The following is a 17,888-nucleotide window of genomic DNA, read 5'->3' as shown; positions in this document are numbered from 1 at the left end:
TCAGCCGGCCAGGGCCGTGAGGGTCTTCGTCTCGCCGTTCCAGAACCGCGCCGCGACGCAGGACCCGGCCGGCGGCGGCTCACCGAGAACCGCGAGCGCCTGCCCGACCTGATCGGCGCCGAGCCGGCGGGCGAGGGTGACGTGCGGCGTCCACCGATCGGGCTGGGTGAGTTCCACGGCCCCTGGCGACACTCCGAGCACGGTCCGGTGCAACTCCAGCAGGGCCCGGGTCATCACCACGGGGCGGGCGAGCACGAACCGGCCGGGCCCAGCCCGGAAGAGCACCAGTCCGGAGACCCTGAGCTCAACGGGCAGAACGGCGGCCGCCCGGTCGAACGCGGCCCGAACGGAATCCGTGAGCTGGAGTGCCGGTCCGGCCGCCAGGGTGAGGTGCGGCCGGTTGCTCGCGCCCTGATGCCGGCCCAGGTTGGGCAGCCCGGCTTCCTCCAGTGCCGTCCACTCCGCACGGAAGGTGGCCTCTGTGGGCAGGTCGAAGTTCAACTCGATGCTTCGCATGGTTTCATCCTGCCCGGCTCTGGCGCCCGGGACTGCACCTCGATATCAGGACAAAGTGCGATTACAAGGACGGAATCGAACACCGGATCCTTTTTTCCGGCCTTTGTCCTCATAAACGTTCGTCGCAGGACGGTCCGAGACCGACGACGTGCGGCGCCTATACGGTCAGCACCGCTTCGACGTTGTGCGCCGGTTCCAACCGCACGATCACCGCCTTGGACACCGGGGTGTTGCTGCCCTCGGCCACCAGGTCGAGCGGAACGAGCACATTCGCCTCCGGGTAGTACGCCGCGGCACATCCTCTGGCGGTGGGGTACGACACGGCACGGAAGCTGCGGAGGACCCGCTCGACCCCGTCGTCGTGCACACCATAGACATCCACCAGCTGCTCGTCGGCCAAGCCCAGCTCGACCAGGTCGTTGGGGTTGACGAACACCACGTGCCGGCCCTTCTTGATGCCGCGGTACCTGTCGTCGTGGCCGTAGATGGTGGTGTTGAACTGGTCGTGTGAGCGCAGTGTCTGCAGGATGAGTGTGCCGTCGGGCCGCTCCAGGCGCTCGAGGTCGTTGACCGTGAGCATCGCCTTGCCGGTGGGGGTGGGGAAGGTGCGGGAGTCGCGCGGCCCGTTCGGCAGCAGGAAGCCGCCGTCCTGGCGGATCTTGGTGTTGTAGTCCTCGCAGCCGGCGACGACGTGCGAGATGTGCTCCCGGATCAGGTCGTAATCGCGCTCGAAGCCCGTCCAGTCCACGTTCACCTTCGTGCCCAGCACGGCGCGGGCGAGGCGGCTGACGATGGCGACTTCGGAGAGCAGGGTCGGCGCGACCGGGCGGACCTTGCCCCAGGACGGATGCACGGCGCAGACGGTGTCCTCCACCGACACGAACTGTTCCCCCGTGGCCTGCCGGTCGATCTCGGTGCGTCCCATGGTCGGCAGGATCAGGGCCTCATCGCCCACCACGGCGTGCGAACGGTTGAGTTTGGTGGAGACCTGCACCGTCATTTCGGCGCCGTGCATGGCGGCCTCGGCGGCCTGGGTGTCGCTGATCGCACTGACCAGGTTGCCGCCGAGGGCCATGAAGACCTTGATCTGGCCATCCCGCAGCCCCCGGATGGTGGCGACGGCATCCACACCGTGCTCGCGGGGCGGGTCGAAGCCGAACTCCCGCTCCAGGCTGTCGAGGAACGCCGGCGGCATCTGCTCCCAGATGCCCATGGTGCGGTCGCCCTGCACGTTGCTGTGCCCGCGGATCGGCGAGGCGCCGGCGCCGGGTTTGCCGATGTTGCCGCGCAGCAGCAGCAGGTTGATGATCTCCTTGATGGTGGCGACACCCTTCTTGTGCTGGGTGAGTCCCATCGCCCAGGTGATGATCACCTTCTCGGCGCGGAGGTACCGGGCGGCCAGTTCGTCGATCTCGGCGGCGCGGAGGCCGGTGGCTTCGAGTACGGCCTTCTCGTCGACCCGGGCGAGGTGCGCGGTGAGTTCCTCAAGGCCCTGGCAGTGCTCGGTCAGGAACTCGTGGTCGAGAACGGTGCCCGGGTTCGCGGCCTCCGCGGCGAGCACCCGCTTGGACACCGCCTGCAGCAGCGCCATGTCGCCGCCGAGCCGCACCTGCACGAACTGGTCGGCCATGTCGGTGCCGTGCCCGATGATGCCCTTCACCCGCTGCGGGTTCTTGTAACGTTTGAGGCCGGCCTCCGGCAGGGGATTGACCGCGACGATCTCGGCGCCGTTCTCCTTCGCCTCTTCCAGGGCGGTGAGCATCCGGGGGTGATTGGTGCCCGGGTTCTGGCCCATCACGATGATGAGGTCGGCCTGGCCGAAGTCGTCGTAGGTGATGGTGGCCTTACCGATGCCGATGGTCTGGCCCATCGCCCAGCCGGACGATTCGTGGCACATGTTGGAGCAGTCCGGCAGGTTGTTGGTGCCGAAGGCGCGCACGAAGAGCTGGTAGGCGAAGGCGGCCTCATTGGAGGTGCGGCCGCTCGTGTAGAAGGCGGCCTGGTCGGGCGAGTCAAGGCTGTTGAGCTTGTCGGCGATCACCCTGAACGCCTCCGCCCAGCCGATCGGCCGGTAGTGGTCGTCGCCGGCGGCCTTGTACACGGGTTCGGTCAGCCGCCCTTGCATGCCCAGCCAGTAGTCGGTGCGGCCGAGCAGGTCGCTGACCGGATGCTCGGCCCACCATTCCGTACCGATCGTGACGGGCGTGGCCTCCCAGGTGACGGCCTTGGCGCCGTTCTCGCAGAATTCGAACGTCTTGCGGTGGGTGGGGTCCGGCCAGGCACAGCTCATGCAGTCGAAGCCGTCCTTCTGGTTCATCGCCAGGAGGGTCTTGCGGGTGCGGGTGATGCCCATGCCTTCCAGCGCCGGGATGGTGGAGTGCAACACGCCCGGCACCCCCGCCGCCCAGGACTTGGGTGAGCCGACTTCCAGAGTGGACTCACCGGCCTCGTCGGTGTCGTCCAGGTGCACGGGGCTCTTCTGGTGCGCCGGGTTGCTCTCGTGCACCGGATTGGTGGTCACTTTCTTGGGCGTCATCCTGGGCATCCCTTTCACCGGCCGGGATCCACCGGCACCTGTGCGCCGTCGCCCCGGAAAACATTGGAGTTACCCTTTCAGAGCTATCAGCATCCGCGGCTCACGGCAAGGACCCGGGATCGTTCAGGGCACACTCTGGGCGAGGGGCTTTGCCGCAAGTGTGCGGGTCGGGCGGCTGCGGCGCGGGGTGGTGGATGCCCGTGCGGATGCCCGGGGGCGCTCAGGCGAGGCGGGCGGCGACCTCGTCGAGCACCGACTCCGAGCCGGCGTAGATGCCGTCGGGGCGAGGCCAGTGGCTGATCACGTCGGTGAAGCCGAGCTCGGCCGCGCGCCCGACCGCGTCGTCGAAGGCACCGATGCTATGCAGCGAATAGGCGCCGCCGCTGTCGAGCGAAAGGTAGCGGTCCAGCGTGCCGGGCTCCCGGCCCGCTGCGGCGAGGGTGTCCTCCAGCCGGCGCACCAGGGCCGACACGGCGCTCCACCACTCGTCGCCCACGGCGCCGTCGGCACCCGTGGTCACCCAGCCGGCCGCGTGCTCGGCCGCCAGCTTCAGGCCGTTCGGACCATTGGCGGCGATCACGAACGGCACCCGGGGGGTCTGGGCCGGCCGGCCCACCATGCGCGCATTCACCGCCCTGAACCAGTCCCCGGCGAAGCTGATCCCGCCGACGCCGGGCTGCTCGTGGCGCAGCAGCAGGTCGAGGTCGGTCACGAACTCGGCGAACCTCTCGTGCCGCTGACGCGGCGTATAGGCAGGTTGGCCGAGCACAATCGCGTCGAAGCCCGTTCCGCCCGAGCCCACACCCAGCAGCATCCGCCCGCCGGATATGTCATCGACGGTGGCGATCTCCTTGGCGAAGGGCACCGGATGCCGAAAATTCGGCGACGCGACGAAGGTACCCAGCCGGATCCGGTCGGTGACCGCGGCGGCGGCGGACAACGTGGGGATGGTGGCGTGCCACGGCTGGTCGGCCAGGCTGCGCCAAGACAGGTGATCGTAGGTCCAGGCGTGGTCGAAACCGAACTCTTCGGCGGCCTGCCATCTGCGGCGGGCCTCTGGCCACTCGAACTGGGGCAGGATCACGATTCCATGGCGCATACCCTGAAGTCTACAAACCGGTTCGGCCGGCATTCCTGAGCGCTCCACACCGTTCTTCCCGTCGCTCCCGCCCACTGCCGCCCACAGCCGCCGCGCCCAGACGGTGCTATGAATGGTGCGTTCGCAGGTTCACGCCCGCGGCACACCCGCACCACCCGCGTCAGGACTGCAAGGGAGCACCCGATGGACACCGCCGTGACCCCGGGCCGGTTCGCCGGCCAGACCGCCATCGTCACCGGAGCCGGCTCCGGGATCGGCAGGGCCAGCGCCGTGCGCCTGGCGCAGGAGGGCGCCAGGGTGATCGCCGGCGACGTGGTTCCCGCCCGTCTGCAGGAGCTCGTCGACCAGTACGGCGACCTCGACATCGTCACGATCGACGGCGACATCAGCCACGAGGACACCTCCACCCGGCTGGTCGCCGCGGCGAACGGCCGCATCGACGTGGTCGCCAACGTCGCGGGCATCATGGACGGTTTCCTGCCCGTCGCGGAGGTCGACGACGACACCTGGGAGCGGGTCTTCGGCGTCAACGTGACCGGGATGATGCGCCTGATCCGCGCCGCCCTGCCCGTCATGGTCGCTGGCGGCGGCGGCTCGATCGTGAACGTCACCTCGGAAGCGGGCCTCCGCGGCGGCGCGGCCGGAGTGGCCTACACGGCGTCCAAGCACGCCGTGATCGGCCTGACCCGCAACACCTCCGTCATGTACTCGGCCCAAGGCATCCGTTGCAACGCCGTTGCGCCCGGCGGGGTGCAGACCAACATCGAGGCACCGATGCTCTCCCCGCTGGCCGGGTCGGTCCTCGGGCCCGTGTTCCAGCACGTGTTACCGCCGGTGGCCACCTCCGAGCAGCTCGCCGCCGCCATCACCTGGCTCGCCAGCGCAGACTCCGCGAACGTGACCGGCATCATCCTGGCGTCAGACGGCGGCTGGTCGGCGATGTGAGCCTGATGTGAACGGGGTGCGGATGTCGGACGGTACTGGCAGACTCACCGCATGACAGGCACAGACCACACTCAGAGCCCCGTCCCTCCCGTGGGATGCGGAGTCGTTCCGCCCTACCTCCTCGAACGCCTGGCCACGGTCGAGGACCCGCGATTCGAGGCGGCGGCCGAGGCCGCGCGGAGGTCCCTGCGTCTCGACGAGCCCATCCGCAACCTGCGGGTCGAACGCCGCACCAGCGCTCCGCCCAGCCCGAGAGTCTGGGCCGTGCCCGGCCACCCCAGCCGCACCATCAGCGATGCCGGTCAACTGCAGCGGCTCCCCGGCCGCACCGTGAGAACCGAGGGGCAGGGTCCGGTCGCCGACGTGGCGGTCAACGAGGCCTACAGCGGGCTCGGCGACACCCACGGGCTGTACTGGAGCCGGTACCAGCGCGACTCCATCGACGGCCGCGGCCTGCCGTTGGACGCCACGGTGCACTACGGCCGGAACTACGACAACGCCTTCTGGGACGGCGAACGCATGGTGTTCGGCGACGGCGACGGCGAGGTCTTCAACAGGTTCACCGTCTCGTTGAGCGTGATCGCGCACGAGCTCACCCACGGCGTTACCCAGTACAGCGCCAACCTCGCCTACCAGGGCCAGTCCGGCGCCCTCAATGAATCGGTGTCTGATGTGTTCGGTGCACTCGTCGAACAGTACGCCGCCGGTCAAGACGCCCGATCGGCGAGCTGGCTGATCGGCGCGGGCCTCTTCACCGAGCAGGTGCAGGGCCAGGCGCTGCGGTCGATGAAAGCTCCGGGTACCGCCTACGACGACGACGTGCTCGGCACCGACCCGCAGCCGGCCTCGATGGCCGGCTACATCGAAACCGACGACGACCATGGCGGGGTACACCTGAATTCGGGGATCCCGAACCGGGCGTTCTACCTGGTCGCCGAGGCCATCGGCGGTAATGCCTGGGAGGCAGCCGGGCAGATCTGGTACGACACGCTGACCGGGCCGAACCTCTCCCCCACCGCCGATTTCGCGGCCTTCGCCGCGGCCACGGCGACGGCCGCGTCCATTCGCTACGGCACCGGCTCCGCGGAGCACGACGCCGTTCTCGCCGGCTGGGACGGCGTGGGCCTGGGCTTGGACCCGCTACAGGCGGCCTCCTGACGGGCCGGGCATCACCCGGCGTTCACTGGGAAGCCACCTCCGATCGTCTCGGCATCCCCGATCGTTCCTCGGCCGGACGTACCATGGGGCCATGAAGGTCGTCGTCTCACGCAGCGGAGGGTTCGCTGGGCTCCGGGTCACCTGGGATCTGCAGGTCGACGAACAACCGGATGCGGCGGCCTGGATGAAGTTCCTCGAGGAGCTGCCCTGGGATGAGGCCGAAGACACCACACCGGCGCCGGACCGTTACGTGTACCGCATCCGGTGCGCACCGCACGAGGTCGTGCTCGCCGAGCCACAGGTGCAGGGTGCCTGGAAAGACCTGATCGACAGGGTCCGCGCCGCCAGCGAACGCTGACCGAGGTCCGCGCCGCACCCACGCGCGACACATTCCGGCGGCAGGAGTGCTCCACAGTGGCGGAGTCGCCGAGCGGAGCGCAAAGTGGGACTATGAGGTATGGACATCATCGACCCGAATCCGGTTCGCATTCTCAGCGAGGACGAGTGCTGGGAGTTTCTGCTCTCCTCGAGCTTCGGCCGTCTCGCGGCTGCCGTCGCGGACGACATTGAGATCTTCCCGCTCAACTTCGTCGCGGCCGACAAGCGCCTCTTGTTTCGCACCGCAGAGGGAACCAAGCTCCTGGCCCTCACCGTGAACAACAAGGTCGCCCTGGAGACCGACGACATCGGTCGCGCCGACGCCTGGAGTGTCGTCGTGAAGGGCATCGCCCGGGTCCTCGACACGCAGGCCGAGATCGAGGCCGCCAACGCGCTCCCGTTGCGACCGCTCGTTCCCACCCTCAAGTACATCTGGGTGGAGATCACCCCGACCGAGCTGAGCGGGCGCCGGTTCGCCCTGGAACCGGAACCGGAACGGTACTAGTCGCTGGCCGCGGCCGGAGCAACCCGGCCCTCGCCGGCGAGCCCGATGAGCATCAGCACCGCCAGGCCGTAGGCATCCGCCGCCGTGGCCGCCTCGAAGACCTCGTCGACCCCGTTCACGTGCACGCTCACTCGGTAGCGGTCGTCGCCGAGCCGCTGCAGAGCGCGGAACGTGCCGCGCAGGAGCGCCCGCAACTGGTCCTCGCGCGGTAACCACAGGGCATCCTCCAGCGCAAGCGAATCGAGCGCCCACTCCGTCGTTCCGTTGAAACCGAGGATGGTGCCGGTGTCGAACTCGTGCGCCTCGATGGTCATCTCGCTGACCGTGAAGACCTCGGAGTCGAAGCCCTGCCGCTCGATGCGGAAGGCGTCACCGGATGCCGGATGCCACGGCAAGCCGGCCTGCTGCAGAGCACGGGCACAATCGATTGTGATCATGCCCCATTATCGGTGCGCGGCACCGGTGAAAGCGAGGGCCCGGTCGCCGCAAGAGGCCCCGGAGAGCCGTGGGCATTCTCCGGGGCCACCGTTCACGAATCAAGCGGAATGGATCGAACGATTTAGCTGACGCCGAGCAGGTCGATGACGAAGATCAGGGTCTTGCCGGACAGACGGTGGCCGGAGCCGGCCGGGCCGTAGGCCAGGTGCGCCGGCACGGTGAGCTTGCGTCGGCCGCCCACCTTCATGCCGGGGATGCCCTGCTGCCAGCCGGCAATGAGGGAGCCCAGCGGGAAGTTGATCGACTGGCCCCGATTCCAGGACGAGTCGAACTCTTCGCCGGTGTCGTATTCGACACCAAGGTAGTGCACGTCGACGGTGGCGCCGGCGGTGGCCTCGGCGCCGTCACCCACCACGATGTCGACAATGTCGAGCTGTTCGGGCGCGGGGCCCTCCGGGAAGTCGAGTTCGGGCTTGGCATTCAAATCAGTCATGAGACTATCCAATCGGATTCCGGGCCCGGACGCACACCTGGAAATTCCCCCTTGCGCGAACGCCGCCGCAAGGTGCATCCTTATCTCACAAACTCGTCGCACCGGGAGAGTTGTCGGCAGTGCCACACCACCGGGCGACGAGTTTTTTCTGGTCTCTCCGGCAGCGCTCCCGACCGGCCGCGCTCTGACGGGTCAGCTGCCGCTCGGATCAGCCGAGCACCGCGGCACGGTCGGTCATCAGCAGCCCCAACAGCCGGGCCTCCTCAATCTGGTCGGGGCTCCCATCTGGGCGTGCCGGCCCGCGCCGGGACGGGTGCAGCTGGGCGCTGACCAGACGTTGCCGCACCGACGCCAACCGGGTGGCATCCGTGATGAATCGGTTCATGGCCTGGCGGCGCGCCGGCGGTTGACCGTGGGCCCACGCCCGCGCCTGGCGCCGGCCGAGGGGCGTGGCCAGCATGGCCACCTCGGCCGGGGTGAACCAGCCCACCGCGGCATAGTCGCCGAGCCGCTGCACCGTCAGTTTCTCCTCCTTGCGCCGCAGCATGAGCATGACCAGGATCACGACGATGAACAGCGGCACCTGCACCAGGAAGTAGTAGCCCACCAGGGAGGCGTCGTCGGTGAGAAAGAAGAACGCCCCGTTCCACAGCGCGTGCAACAGCACCGCGGCGAGAAGTCCCATAAGCACCGCGCCGAGGTAGCTCGACCCGCTCGCGCGGCGGGCGGCGAGGCCGATCGCCAAGCCGGTGCAGGCCGTGAACAGCACGTGCGCGAACGGGGAGATCACCCCGCGCAGTAGGAACGTCACACCGAGATCGGCGATACCGCCGTCGAGCATCGCCACGCTGAAGTACTGGATGTTCTCCGAGAACGCGAAACCGGCGGCGATCATGGCCCCATAGACGACCCCGTCGATCGGGCCGTTGAATTGGCCGCGGATCACCCAGAACAGCAGCAGGATGCCGAAGCCCTTCGCCGACTCCTCCACGAGCGGCGCCTGGATCACGGCGGCCGTGAAGTCGCCCGCCGGGCGGGCCACCCCGCTGGTCGCGACGACGATCTGCACACCGAGGTCGAACACCAGCGCCGTCACAATCGAGACACCGGCTCCCCACAGGAACGCGAACCAGAGGGCCGGCCGGGGCTCCGGCTCCCACCGGTCGAGCCAGCGCACCGCGAGCATCACCAGGGTCAGCGGCACGAGCGCGAGCAGCAGGCACACCACGAGCGCGCCCGGGCCGAGGAATGTCGACAGATACACCAGCACCAACAGCAGCGCGAGCGCGGCGACCACGATGCCGATGCTCGCCCACACCACCGTGCTCAGCCTCGTGCGCCGCACCGGCGCGCTCCACACGGGCGTCTGGATGGGTGCGTCCTGCGGGGGCATGGGCAGAGGTCGGCCGGTCGGGTCGAGGGTCATGCCCGCCAGTTTACGGGGACGGGCATGGCTGGAGCCGGCGGTTTCCGCCTCCAGTCCGACCCCAGACGGCGGTGTCCGATTCCCGCTACCGGTCCGGCAGGCGGCGTGTCAGTCTTGATCTGTGATACCCACAACCAACTCCCCCGACCCAGCGCTCCCCCCGGCCCGCTCCCGGCGCCCCGGCCGGGTCGGCTCGTCGGCGCGGGGCAGCGTCGACGACCCGGTGTTCGCCGAGCGCTACCGGGCCATGTCCTCCCGCGACGCCCGCTTCGACGGCCAGTTCATCACCGGCGTGCACTCCACCGGCATCTACTGCCGGCCCAGTTGCCCGGCCATGACGCCCAAACCCGGCAATGTGTCGTTCTACCTCACGGCCGCCGCCGCCCATGAGGCGGGCCTACGAGCTTGCAAGCGCTGCCTGCCCGATGCCGTGCCCGGGTCGCCGGCGTGGAACATCCGTGACGACCTGGCCGCCCGGGCGATGCGGCTGATCGGCGACGGCACCGTGGAACGCGAGGGTGTGCCAGGGCTGGCGCACCGGCTCGGATACACGCCACGACACCTCACTCGGGTGCTGGTCGCCGAGGTCGGCGCCGGGCCGCTCGCGCTGGCTCGCGCCCACCGCGCCCAAACCGCCCGGGTGCTGCTGACCAGCACCGATCTGCCGGTCACCGACGTCGCGTTCGCCGCCGGTTTCGGCAGTGTGCGCCAATTCAACGACACCATCGCCGCCGTGTACGAGCGCACCCCGTCGGCCCTCCGCGCCGGCGCCGGGGTCCACCCCGGCGGCGATCCCATCGTGCGCACCGGCTCGAGGATCAGCCTGCTGCTGCCCGCCCGGGCGCCGTTCGACGGGCAGGGCCTGCTCGATTTCCTCGGGGCGCGGGCCGTCACCGGCGTCGAACGCTCCACGCCGACCGGGTACGAACGCACCCTGCGGCTTCCGCACGGCTGGGCGCGACTGCACCTGGCCCTCGCCGGCACCATCGAGGCTCCCGCGATCGAGTGCACCGCCCGGTTGCACAGCCTCGCCGACCTCGCCCCGCTGGTCAGCCGGGTGCGCCGGCTGTGCGACCTCGACGCGGATGCCCAGGCCATCGATCTGGTCTTGGCCGGCGACCCGGCGCTGGCCGGGTCCGTGCACCGCACCCCAGGTGTCCGGGTGCCGGGCAGCCTTGACCCGGAGGAAACCCTGTTCAGGGCGCTGCTCGGCCAGCAGGTGTCGGTGGCCGCCGCCCGCACCTCCCTCGGCCGGCTCAGCGCCGCGCTCAGCACGTCGGTGGACGATGCCCAGCCGGGCAACGACCAGGAGCACACCGACAGCCCGCACCTGCTGTTCCCCCCCGCCGCCGACATCGCCGACAACGGCAGAAAAGTGCTGCGCGGCCCGGCCGCCCGCATCGAGACGATCATCCGCGTCGCCCGGGCCCTGGCCTCCGGCGATCTCGTGCTCGACGTCGGCGACAGCCGCGACGACCTCCAGGCCCGCCTGACCGCCCTACCGGGCATCGGCCCGTGGACGGCCGGCTACGTGGCGATGCGGGTGCTCGGCAGTCCCGACATCCTGCTCACCAGCGACCTCGCCCTGCGTCAGGGGGCGGGTCGGCTCGGGCTGCCCGACACGGCGAGGGACCTCGCCGTTCACGGCAGCGTGTGGGCGCCGTGGCGCAGTTACGCCGGCATGCACCTCTGGCGGGCGGCGGGCGGCCCGCGACCGGCCGGGCCGGAACTTACCGGCGGGAACGGTGCCGCCCCGTTACGCTGAAGAAGTGAAGTTTGCGCATCTCAGAGTCGAAGGCCAGTCCACCCCCCGTCTAGCCCTCGTGGTAGACGACGAGGCGCTCTTCCTCGACGAGGTGATCGACGACGCCCCGCGCGATCTCCAGGACCTCATCGAGAAGGGCGCCCCGGAGTACGACAGGGTGCGGGCGCTCACCGCGAACGCGCTGGCCCACGGCGCCAGCCTGACCCCCATCGACGACCTGCGGCACTCCTCCGCGGTACTGCGGCCGCCGCAGATCATCGCCATCGGCGCCAACTACGCCGCGCACTCGTCCGAGCTCAAACTGCGCAGCGAAACCGCCGCGACGGTGTTCTCGCTCTGGCCGAACTCGCTCACCGGGCACGAGTCGATCATCACGTGGCCCACCGACCTGACCACGCAGGTGGACTACGAGGCCGAACTCGGCGTGATCATCGGCCGGCCCGCCCGCAACGTCTCGGTGCGCGACGCCCTCGACTACGTCTTCGGCTACACGGTCGTGAACGACATCACCGCCCGCGACCTGCAGTTCTCCGAGGCGCAGTGGTCCAGGTGCAAGTCGTTCGACGGCTTCACGCCCACCGGCCCCCTGGTGGTCACCGCCGACGAGATCGCCGATCCGCAGAACCTGTGGCTGACCACCCACGTCGACGGGCGGGTGCTGCAGGATGCGTCGAGCGGTGACATGGTGCGCACCGTCGCCGAGATCATCGCCTACCTGTCGCTGACCTCCACGCTGATGCCCGGCACGCTGATCTCCACCGGCAGCCCCGGCGGTGCAGGCTACAGCCGCAAGCCGCAGGTGTTCCTCAAGGACGGGTCGACGGTCACGGTCTCCATTGACCGGATCGGACTGCTCACGACCCACTGCCGTGAGATCTGACCCGGGCCGGTCACACCCCCCGATCACCCTCTCGGTGGTCATTCCGGTCTACAACGACGCGGACTTCCTGCGCACCTGCCTCCGCGCCCTGTCCCAGCAACGCCGGCCGGCGGACGAGATCATCGTGGTCGACAACGCGAGCACGGATGCCAGCGCGGCAATCGCGCGGACAGCCGGCGTACGTGTGATCACCGAACCCCTGCGGGGCATCTGGCCGGCGTCGGCGGCCGGCTACGACGCGGCCACCGGCGACGTGATCGCCCGGCTGGATTCCGACTCCGTGCCTCCGGTGGACTGGCTGGAGCGGATCGAGGCCCAGTTCACGGCCGAACCCGGCACCGCCGTGTACACCGGCCCCGGCGACTTCTACAACTGCGGCCCCATAACGGCCTGGCTGGGTGGCCACCTCTACATCGGCGGGTATTTCCGCTGGATGGGCCTGTGGCTGGGCCACCCGCCGCTGTTCGGGTCGAACTTCGCGATGTGCCGGCAGGTCTGGGCCGCCAACCGCGACCTGGTGCGGCGCACGCGCACCGACGTGCACGACGACCTCGACTTCAGCATGCACCTGGGCCCGGACGAACCTGTCACCCTCGACCCGAACCTGCGGGTGCTGATCTCCGCCCGGCCGTTCGACACCCCTCGCGGGCTCGGCCGGCGGGTGGCCTGGGCCGGCCGCACGCTGTTCTTCGACTGGCCGGACTACTCGCCCTGGCGGCTCCGGCTGCGCTCAGTGAGTCGCCGCAAGAACCTCTCTCGCGCGCTCTGACGCTAGCTCGGCCACACCGAGGTGACGGTGTGGATCGCAAGGCGCAGCGTTTCCGTTTCGGTCTCCAGTCGCACCGCCTCGGCGGGTAGAGCGCGCTCCATCATGAGGCCGTTGATCACCGTCGCGAGAAATCGTGCCCGTGACTCGACCGCCCCCGCCGGAATCACGCCCTCCTCGATGAGCGCGGTCAACCATCGCTCGATACGGTGCCGACCCATCCGCTCGAGCGCGAGGTAGGTCGCCACCTCATCGCCGGACGGAGTGGATCCCACGTAGGCCTCGTAGAGTGCCCCCCAATGCTGCCGGGCGCGATCGCCGACGCCCACGTGCGCGAGCATCAGTCGCAAGCAGGCGATCAGGCGCTCGGTCGGGGTCAGCGTGTGATCGTTGATCGGGTCGTCGGGGATGTCGAGGTCGTAGATCCCGGCAACGACGGTGTCGATGAGATCGCGCTGGGTCGGGAAGAAGTGTCGTAGCGAGCCCGTGCTCACCTCGGCGCGAGCGGCTACCGCGCGGACGCTCAAGCGCGCGGTCGGGTTCTCGCCGAGCATCGTCGCCGCAGCGATGAGGATCTTGGCGCGCGTGCCTGGTTTGTTGGATTCCGCGTCCATGACTCTCCTTCGTGTGACCTCTGTTTATTACAGTGTGCTAGCTTAGCTCCTCGTTGGCTATCACACTGTACTAATTTGGCGGGGAGTGAGTGGTGTCCCGTGTTGGACGAACAATGGTCGAACGATGAAAAGGAGAACCAGATGCGTAACCGATTGAAAGACGGGCGAGGCCCCTGGACGAAGCCGGGGCCGGCGGTGGTGGCCGTTGCCTCGCTACTGCTGATCGCTGGGTGCACCAACGCGACACCGGACACAGGCGAAAGCGCGAACGCGGCGGGTCTTGACCAGTACCTGGAGCAGTCGCTCGAATTCGGGGCCTGCGACCCCACCATCGTGGGCTCGCAGCCGCCCGTTCCCGAGATCATCGAGGTGGCGGAGAAAACCGAGTGCGCCACACTCACGGTGCCGATCGACTATGAGAACCTCGACGGCGAGACCCTCGGCATCGCCGTGACGCGCAACGCCGCCACGGGCACGGACCGCATCGGTTCAGTTGTACTGAATCCGGGCGGACCCGGTGTGCAGGCGACTACCTTCGCCCCGCTCGTCACCGCGCTGTGGACGGGGGGACCCATCACCGAGCACTTCGACCTCGTCGGCTTCGACCCGCGCGGAGTTGGGCTGACCGACCCAGCGGTCGACTGTTACACGGACGAAGAACGTGACGCCGACGTGCCGCTGTCGGCCCTGGACGAGTGGACGGAAGAGTCGGCGCGCGCGATCGTCGAGAAGTGTGCAGCCGGATCGGGAGGCGAGGAGACGCTCGCCCACCTCGGCACAAGAGATGTCGCTCGCGACATGGACGTGCTCCGCTCAGCGCTCGGCGACGACAAGCTCACCTACGCGGGTGCAAGCTACGGCACTCGGCTCGGCGCGGTGTATGCCGAGATGTTCCCCCAGAACGTCCGGGCCCTCGTTCTCGACGGCGCTGTAGACCCACGCAAGGACACCGGTGATCGCCGGATCCAGCTCAGCCAGGGGCTCCAAGCCTCGTTCCAGCGCTTCGCCGACTTCTGCGTAGCGCAGGGACAGTGCCCCCTCGGTACCGACCCCGCACTAGCGACCACCGCGGCGCAGGAGCTCCTCCGTCCGCTTGTGGACGAGCCGCTGGTGGCCGCTGACGGCCGAGAGGTCACCTTCCTCGCCGCAGCCGAGGGAATCATTTCCGGGCTGTACGCCGAAGCCAGCTGGCCAGCCACCATCGCGGGGCTGTCGGAGCTGCGAGCGGGTCGGCCAGAGCCACTGCTCGCGCTTCGCGACGGCTACTACGGCCGATCCGACAGCGGGGAATACAAGAACGACTACGAAGCCACGTTCGCCATCAATTGCATCGATGAAGAACGACTCACGGCAGACGAGATGACCGAGCTCGGCAATCAGCTCAACGACGCAGTGCCGTTCCTCGACTCCGGAAAAAGCCCGGCAACGCGGGACGGGTGCGAGTTCTGGCCGTCCGAGCCGACGTTGGGCTTCCCCTACGCCACCGACATCAAGGGGCTTCCCGAGGTGCTCGTGACCTCGACCACCGGCGACCCGGTGACGCCACACGGTGGTGGTATCAGCCTGGCCGAGACCCTCGGCGCCCGGTTGCTCACGGTTGACGGCAACCAGCACGGGTCGATCATCTCGCGCAATGAGTGCGTCGACGGCGTGGTGGCCGACTACCTGGTCAACCTCGAGCTGCCAGAAGAAGGAGCACGCTGCGCTCTGTGAATCTGCTCCTGACCCGCTATCGCTGCGCCGTTCCGCGTGCCTCCGGTTCGCGCCTCGGACTCGGGGAGCTCTGGATGGCTGCCACACGTCAGCGGCCGCGCGCGTAGAGCGCCAGCAGGTCCCGGGCTAGCTGGTGCGGGGTGGTCTCGCACGGGCTGTGCCCGGCCGGATAGACGCGGAGGTCCGCGCCGATACGGTCGGCGAACCGGCGGTGCTGGCGCAGCGTCCACAGGTCCCGGTCCCCCACGGCGATGAGCATCGGCACCGGGCTCCTGGCCAGCTCGCTCAGCACATCCGGGGTGTGCTTCATCAGGCCCATGATCTCGTCGAGGCTCGCCCGGCTGGTGTCCTCGAATCGCATCCGCGCGAGAGCGAGCCGGCCCGGCCGGGTGTGGTTGCGGTTGGTGACGATGCCCCAGATCAGCAGGGAGGCGATGGTGTGCGGCGGCATCAGGCCGCTGACCGGGCCGAGCCAGCGCACGCCGCGGAAGGTCTGGCCCGGCCGCGGTGGCGTGGTCAGCAACACCAGCGAGGCGAAAAGCTCCGGCCGCCTCGCGAAGGCCAGCTCGGCCACCAGGCCCGCGAACGAGTAGCCGAGCACGTGCACCGGGGTGTCCCCGGATTCGAGGACCCCGACCAGGTCAGCCACGAACAGGTTGTAGTCGAAATGCCGGCCCGTCGGCGGTCCGGCCGCCGCTGACTCGTACTGGCCCGCGAGGTCGAAGCTCTCCACCCGGTAGCCGGCCTCGGCGAGGAGCGGTGCGAGCAGCACGAAGTCCTCTTTCGACCCGGTGGCGCCCGGCACCAGCAGCACCCGCGGGTCGCCCGGCCGGCCCAGGGCGATCGCGGCGAGCCGGCCGCTCGGCGCGAGGAAGGACAACCGTTCGGTTCCCGGCGGCAGAATCGTCCAGTCGAGGTCCGGCAGGGCGGCGTCGAGCCTCGCGAGCCGATCGGGCCGGGTCGGTTCGTGCCGGTGGAGCTGCTGCCTCACACGCAGGGACACGGCACCAGAGTAGCGCCGTGTCCCGTCTCGTGCGGCCTATTCGAGGCCGGCCCTACTCGATGATGGGGATCGACGAGGTGCCGGTGTCCGGCAGCATGCCGGAGAGCCGGGCCGGTTCGAGCTCACGCATCACGTCGTCGCGGGTCATCAGGTTCGCCTCCACCACGAGGTCGGCCACGTTCCGCCCGGTGAGCAGCGCAGTCTGAGCGAGCGCCGCAGCGGCAGCGTAGCCGATGTGCGGGATCAGCGCGGTGATCACCCCGACGCTGGACCCCACCATGGCCGCCAGCCGGTCCTCGTTCGCGGTGATGCCGTCGATGCAATTCACCCGTAGCGTCCACATCGCCTGGGTCATCCAGGTGAGGCTCTGGAACAGGTAGTGCGCGATGACGGGCTCGAACGCGTTCAACTGCAGCTGCCCGCCCTCCGCGGCCATCGTCACCGTCACATCCGCCCCGGCGACGGCGAACGCCACCTGGTTGACAACCTCGGGGATGACCGGGTTGACCTTGCCGGGCATGATGCTCGACCCGGCCTGGCGGGGCGGCAGGTTGATCTCCCCGAAACCGGCCTGCGGGCCGGAGGAGAGCAGGCGCAGGTCGTTGCAGATCTTGGAGAGCTTGATGGCGCTGCGCTTGAGGTTGCCGCTGAACGACATGAAGCTGCCGGCATCGCTGGTCGACTCGATCAGGTCCGGTGCGGCCTCGAGGTTGAGCCCGGTGATCCCGTTGAGGTGGCGGATGGCGGCAGCGGCGTAGCCGGGATCGGCCGTGATTCCGGTGCCGATCGCGGTGGCGCCCAGGTTGATCTCGGCGAGCAACCAGATCGTCTCCGTGAGTCTGTCGTAGTCCTCGCCGAGGGTGGTGGCGAAGCCGTGGAACTCCTGGCCGAGGGTCATCGGCACAGCGTCCTGCATCTGGGTGCGGCCCACCTTGAGGATCTGCTCGAATTCGTCGGCCTTGACCGAGAAGGAGCCCTGCAGCGCCTTGAGTTCGCGCAGTAGGTGCTTGAGGAAGAAGGCCAGCGCGATCTTGATCGCGGTGGGGTAGGTGTCGTTGGTGGACTGGCTGCGGTTGACGTGGTCGATCGGGCTGAGGATGTCATACCGGGCACGGCCGTAACCGGCGTTTTCCAGGGCGAGGTTGCAGATGACCTCGTTGGCGTTCATGTTGGTGGAGGTGCCGGCGCCGCCCTGCATGACCCCGACGACGAACTGGTCGTGGTGCTTGCCCTCGATGATCTCCTGGCAGGCCGCGTCGATCCAGTCAGCCCGTTCCTGGCTGAGCGCACCCACCTCGGCGTTCGCGCGGGCGCAAGCCTGCTTCACCGACGCCAACGCCACCACGAAGTCGGGGTACACCGAGATCGGCCGTTTGGCGATGGGGAAGTTCTCCAGCGCCCGCTTGGTGTGCACACCCCAGTACGCGTCGGCGGGGACCTCGACCCGGCCGAGCGAGTCGCGCTCGATGCGGAAACCCGGGGCCGCGGGGACATCGGCGCCCACATCCCCTGGTGCGATCGGGCCTGGTCCGGAGGTGTCTGTCGTCACGTCTGTGGTCATCGTTTCCGTGTCTTCTGCGGACATGCTGGGTGTGGTGTGCACGCTGGCTCCATTGCCGTCGGGGACGAGCTTGTGGCTCATAACCGATTCAC

At 68.9% G+C, this 17,888-nt stretch carries 17 protein-coding genes; 8 read left to right on the top strand and 9 right to left on the bottom strand.

The genetic code is table 11. The annotated features are described in order from the left end of the window. The 3 genes from BJQ95_RS05540 to BJQ95_RS05530 all read right to left on the bottom strand — a co-directional run bounded on the left by BJQ95_RS05540 (position 1) and on the right by BJQ95_RS05530 (position 4,151). A complete protein-coding gene (locus BJQ95_RS05540; RefSeq protein ID WP_130178325.1) occupies positions 1–516 on the bottom strand; it encodes a 2'-5' RNA ligase family protein in 516 nt (171 codons plus the stop codon). Between the two features lie 157 nt (positions 517–673). Continuing rightward, positions 674–3,052, bottom strand: coding sequence for an FdhF/YdeP family oxidoreductase (locus BJQ95_RS05535; RefSeq protein WP_130178324.1), 2,379 nt, complete (start codon positions 3,050–3,052; stop codon positions 674–676). Between the two features lie 220 nt (positions 3,053–3,272). Next, positions 3,273–4,151 (bottom strand): LLM class flavin-dependent oxidoreductase, encoded by an 879-nt coding sequence (locus BJQ95_RS05530; RefSeq protein WP_130178323.1) that lies wholly within the window; start codon positions 4,149–4,151, stop codon positions 3,273–3,275. Between the two features lie 183 nt (positions 4,152–4,334). On the opposite strand from BJQ95_RS05530, the gene BJQ95_RS05525 reads away from it, so the two are divergent. The 4 genes from BJQ95_RS05525 to BJQ95_RS05510 all read left to right on the top strand — a co-directional run bounded on the left by BJQ95_RS05525 (position 4,335) and on the right by BJQ95_RS05510 (position 7,137). Beyond that, a complete protein-coding gene (locus BJQ95_RS05525; RefSeq protein ID WP_130178322.1) occupies positions 4,335–5,096 on the top strand; it encodes an SDR family NAD(P)-dependent oxidoreductase in 762 nt (253 codons plus the stop codon). A gap of 51 nt (positions 5,097–5,147) precedes the next feature. Then, positions 5,148–6,254 carry a M4 family metallopeptidase gene (locus BJQ95_RS05520; RefSeq protein ID WP_256041538.1) on the top strand — a complete coding sequence of 369 codons (1,107 nt, stop codon included), beginning with the start codon at positions 5,148–5,150 and terminating at the stop codon, positions 6,252–6,254. A gap of 91 nt (positions 6,255–6,345) precedes the next feature. Continuing rightward, entirely contained in the window at positions 6,346–6,612 is a 267-nt protein-coding gene (locus BJQ95_RS05515) for a protealysin inhibitor emfourin (RefSeq protein ID WP_130178321.1), read from the top strand. Between the two features lie 99 nt (positions 6,613–6,711). Beyond that, complete coding sequence (locus tag BJQ95_RS05510; RefSeq protein ID WP_165384971.1) at positions 6,712–7,137, top strand: pyridoxamine 5'-phosphate oxidase family protein; 426 nt, start codon at positions 6,712–6,714, stop codon at positions 7,135–7,137. On the opposite strand, the gene BJQ95_RS05505 is transcribed toward BJQ95_RS05510, so the two are convergent. From BJQ95_RS05505 to BJQ95_RS05495, 3 genes are all read right to left on the bottom strand, one after another. Continuing rightward, positions 7,134–7,574 (bottom strand): hypothetical protein, encoded by a 441-nt coding sequence (locus BJQ95_RS05505; protein WP_130178320.1) that lies wholly within the window; start codon positions 7,572–7,574, stop codon positions 7,134–7,136. The two genes, BJQ95_RS05510 and BJQ95_RS05505, sit on opposite strands and share 4 nt — an antisense overlap. 122 nt (positions 7,575–7,696) lie before the next feature. Continuing rightward, positions 7,697–8,068, bottom strand: coding sequence for an FKBP-type peptidyl-prolyl cis-trans isomerase (locus BJQ95_RS05500; RefSeq protein ID WP_130178319.1), 372 nt, complete (start codon positions 8,066–8,068; stop codon positions 7,697–7,699). Positions 8,069–8,276: 208 nt separating this feature from the next. Then, positions 8,277–9,494, bottom strand: a complete 1,218-nt coding sequence (locus BJQ95_RS05495; protein ID WP_205750166.1) for a PrsW family intramembrane metalloprotease — start codon at positions 9,492–9,494, stop codon at positions 8,277–8,279. Between the two features lie 121 nt (positions 9,495–9,615). On the opposite strand from BJQ95_RS05495, the gene BJQ95_RS05490 reads away from it, so the two are divergent. From BJQ95_RS05490 to BJQ95_RS05480, 3 genes are read left to right on the top strand one after another with little or no spacing between them, the layout of a single operon-like run. Next, positions 9,616–11,259: a DNA-3-methyladenine glycosylase 2 family protein gene (locus tag BJQ95_RS05490; RefSeq protein WP_305088569.1), complete on the top strand. Its 1,644-nt coding sequence runs from the start codon at positions 9,616–9,618 to the stop codon at positions 11,257–11,259. Between the two features lie 4 nt (positions 11,260–11,263). Next, complete coding sequence (locus tag BJQ95_RS05485; RefSeq protein ID WP_130177257.1) at positions 11,264–12,139, top strand: fumarylacetoacetate hydrolase family protein; 876 nt, start codon at positions 11,264–11,266, stop codon at positions 12,137–12,139. Then, positions 12,129–12,908 carry a glycosyltransferase family 2 protein gene (locus BJQ95_RS05480; RefSeq protein ID WP_256041537.1) on the top strand — a complete coding sequence of 260 codons (780 nt, stop codon included), beginning with the start codon at positions 12,129–12,131 and terminating at the stop codon, positions 12,906–12,908. The genes BJQ95_RS05485 and BJQ95_RS05480 overlap by 11 nt, the downstream gene beginning before the upstream one ends. Positions 12,909–12,910: 2 nt before the next feature. On the opposite strand, the gene BJQ95_RS05475 is transcribed toward BJQ95_RS05480, so the two are convergent. Next, complete coding sequence (locus BJQ95_RS05475) at positions 12,911–13,519, bottom strand: TetR/AcrR family transcriptional regulator (protein WP_130177258.1); 609 nt, start codon at positions 13,517–13,519, stop codon at positions 12,911–12,913. Positions 13,520–13,660: 141 nt separating this feature from the next. Between BJQ95_RS05475 and BJQ95_RS05470 the strand changes: the two genes are divergently transcribed. Further along, positions 13,661–15,232: an alpha/beta hydrolase gene (locus BJQ95_RS05470; protein ID WP_130177259.1), complete on the top strand. Its 1,572-nt coding sequence runs from the start codon at positions 13,661–13,663 to the stop codon at positions 15,230–15,232. 88 nt (positions 15,233–15,320) lie between these two features. Here the strand turns inward: BJQ95_RS05470 and BJQ95_RS05465 are convergent, their stop codons facing one another. Together BJQ95_RS05465 and BJQ95_RS05460 are read right to left on the bottom strand one after the other, a co-directional pair. Continuing rightward, positions 15,321–16,235: an alpha/beta fold hydrolase gene (locus BJQ95_RS05465; RefSeq protein ID WP_370688372.1), complete on the bottom strand. Its 915-nt coding sequence runs from the start codon at positions 16,233–16,235 to the stop codon at positions 15,321–15,323. A gap of 52 nt (positions 16,236–16,287) precedes the next feature. After that, a complete protein-coding gene (locus tag BJQ95_RS05460; RefSeq protein ID WP_130177265.1) occupies positions 16,288–17,796 on the bottom strand; it encodes an aspartate ammonia-lyase in 1,509 nt (502 codons plus the stop codon). Between the last annotated feature and the right edge of the window lie 92 nt (positions 17,797–17,888).

This window comes from Cryobacterium sp. SO1, assembly GCF_004210215.2.
Taxonomy (GTDB): Bacteria; Actinomycetota; Actinomycetes; order Actinomycetales; family Microbacteriaceae; genus Cryobacterium.
This window is presented reverse-complemented; position numbering and strand designations above follow the sequence as displayed.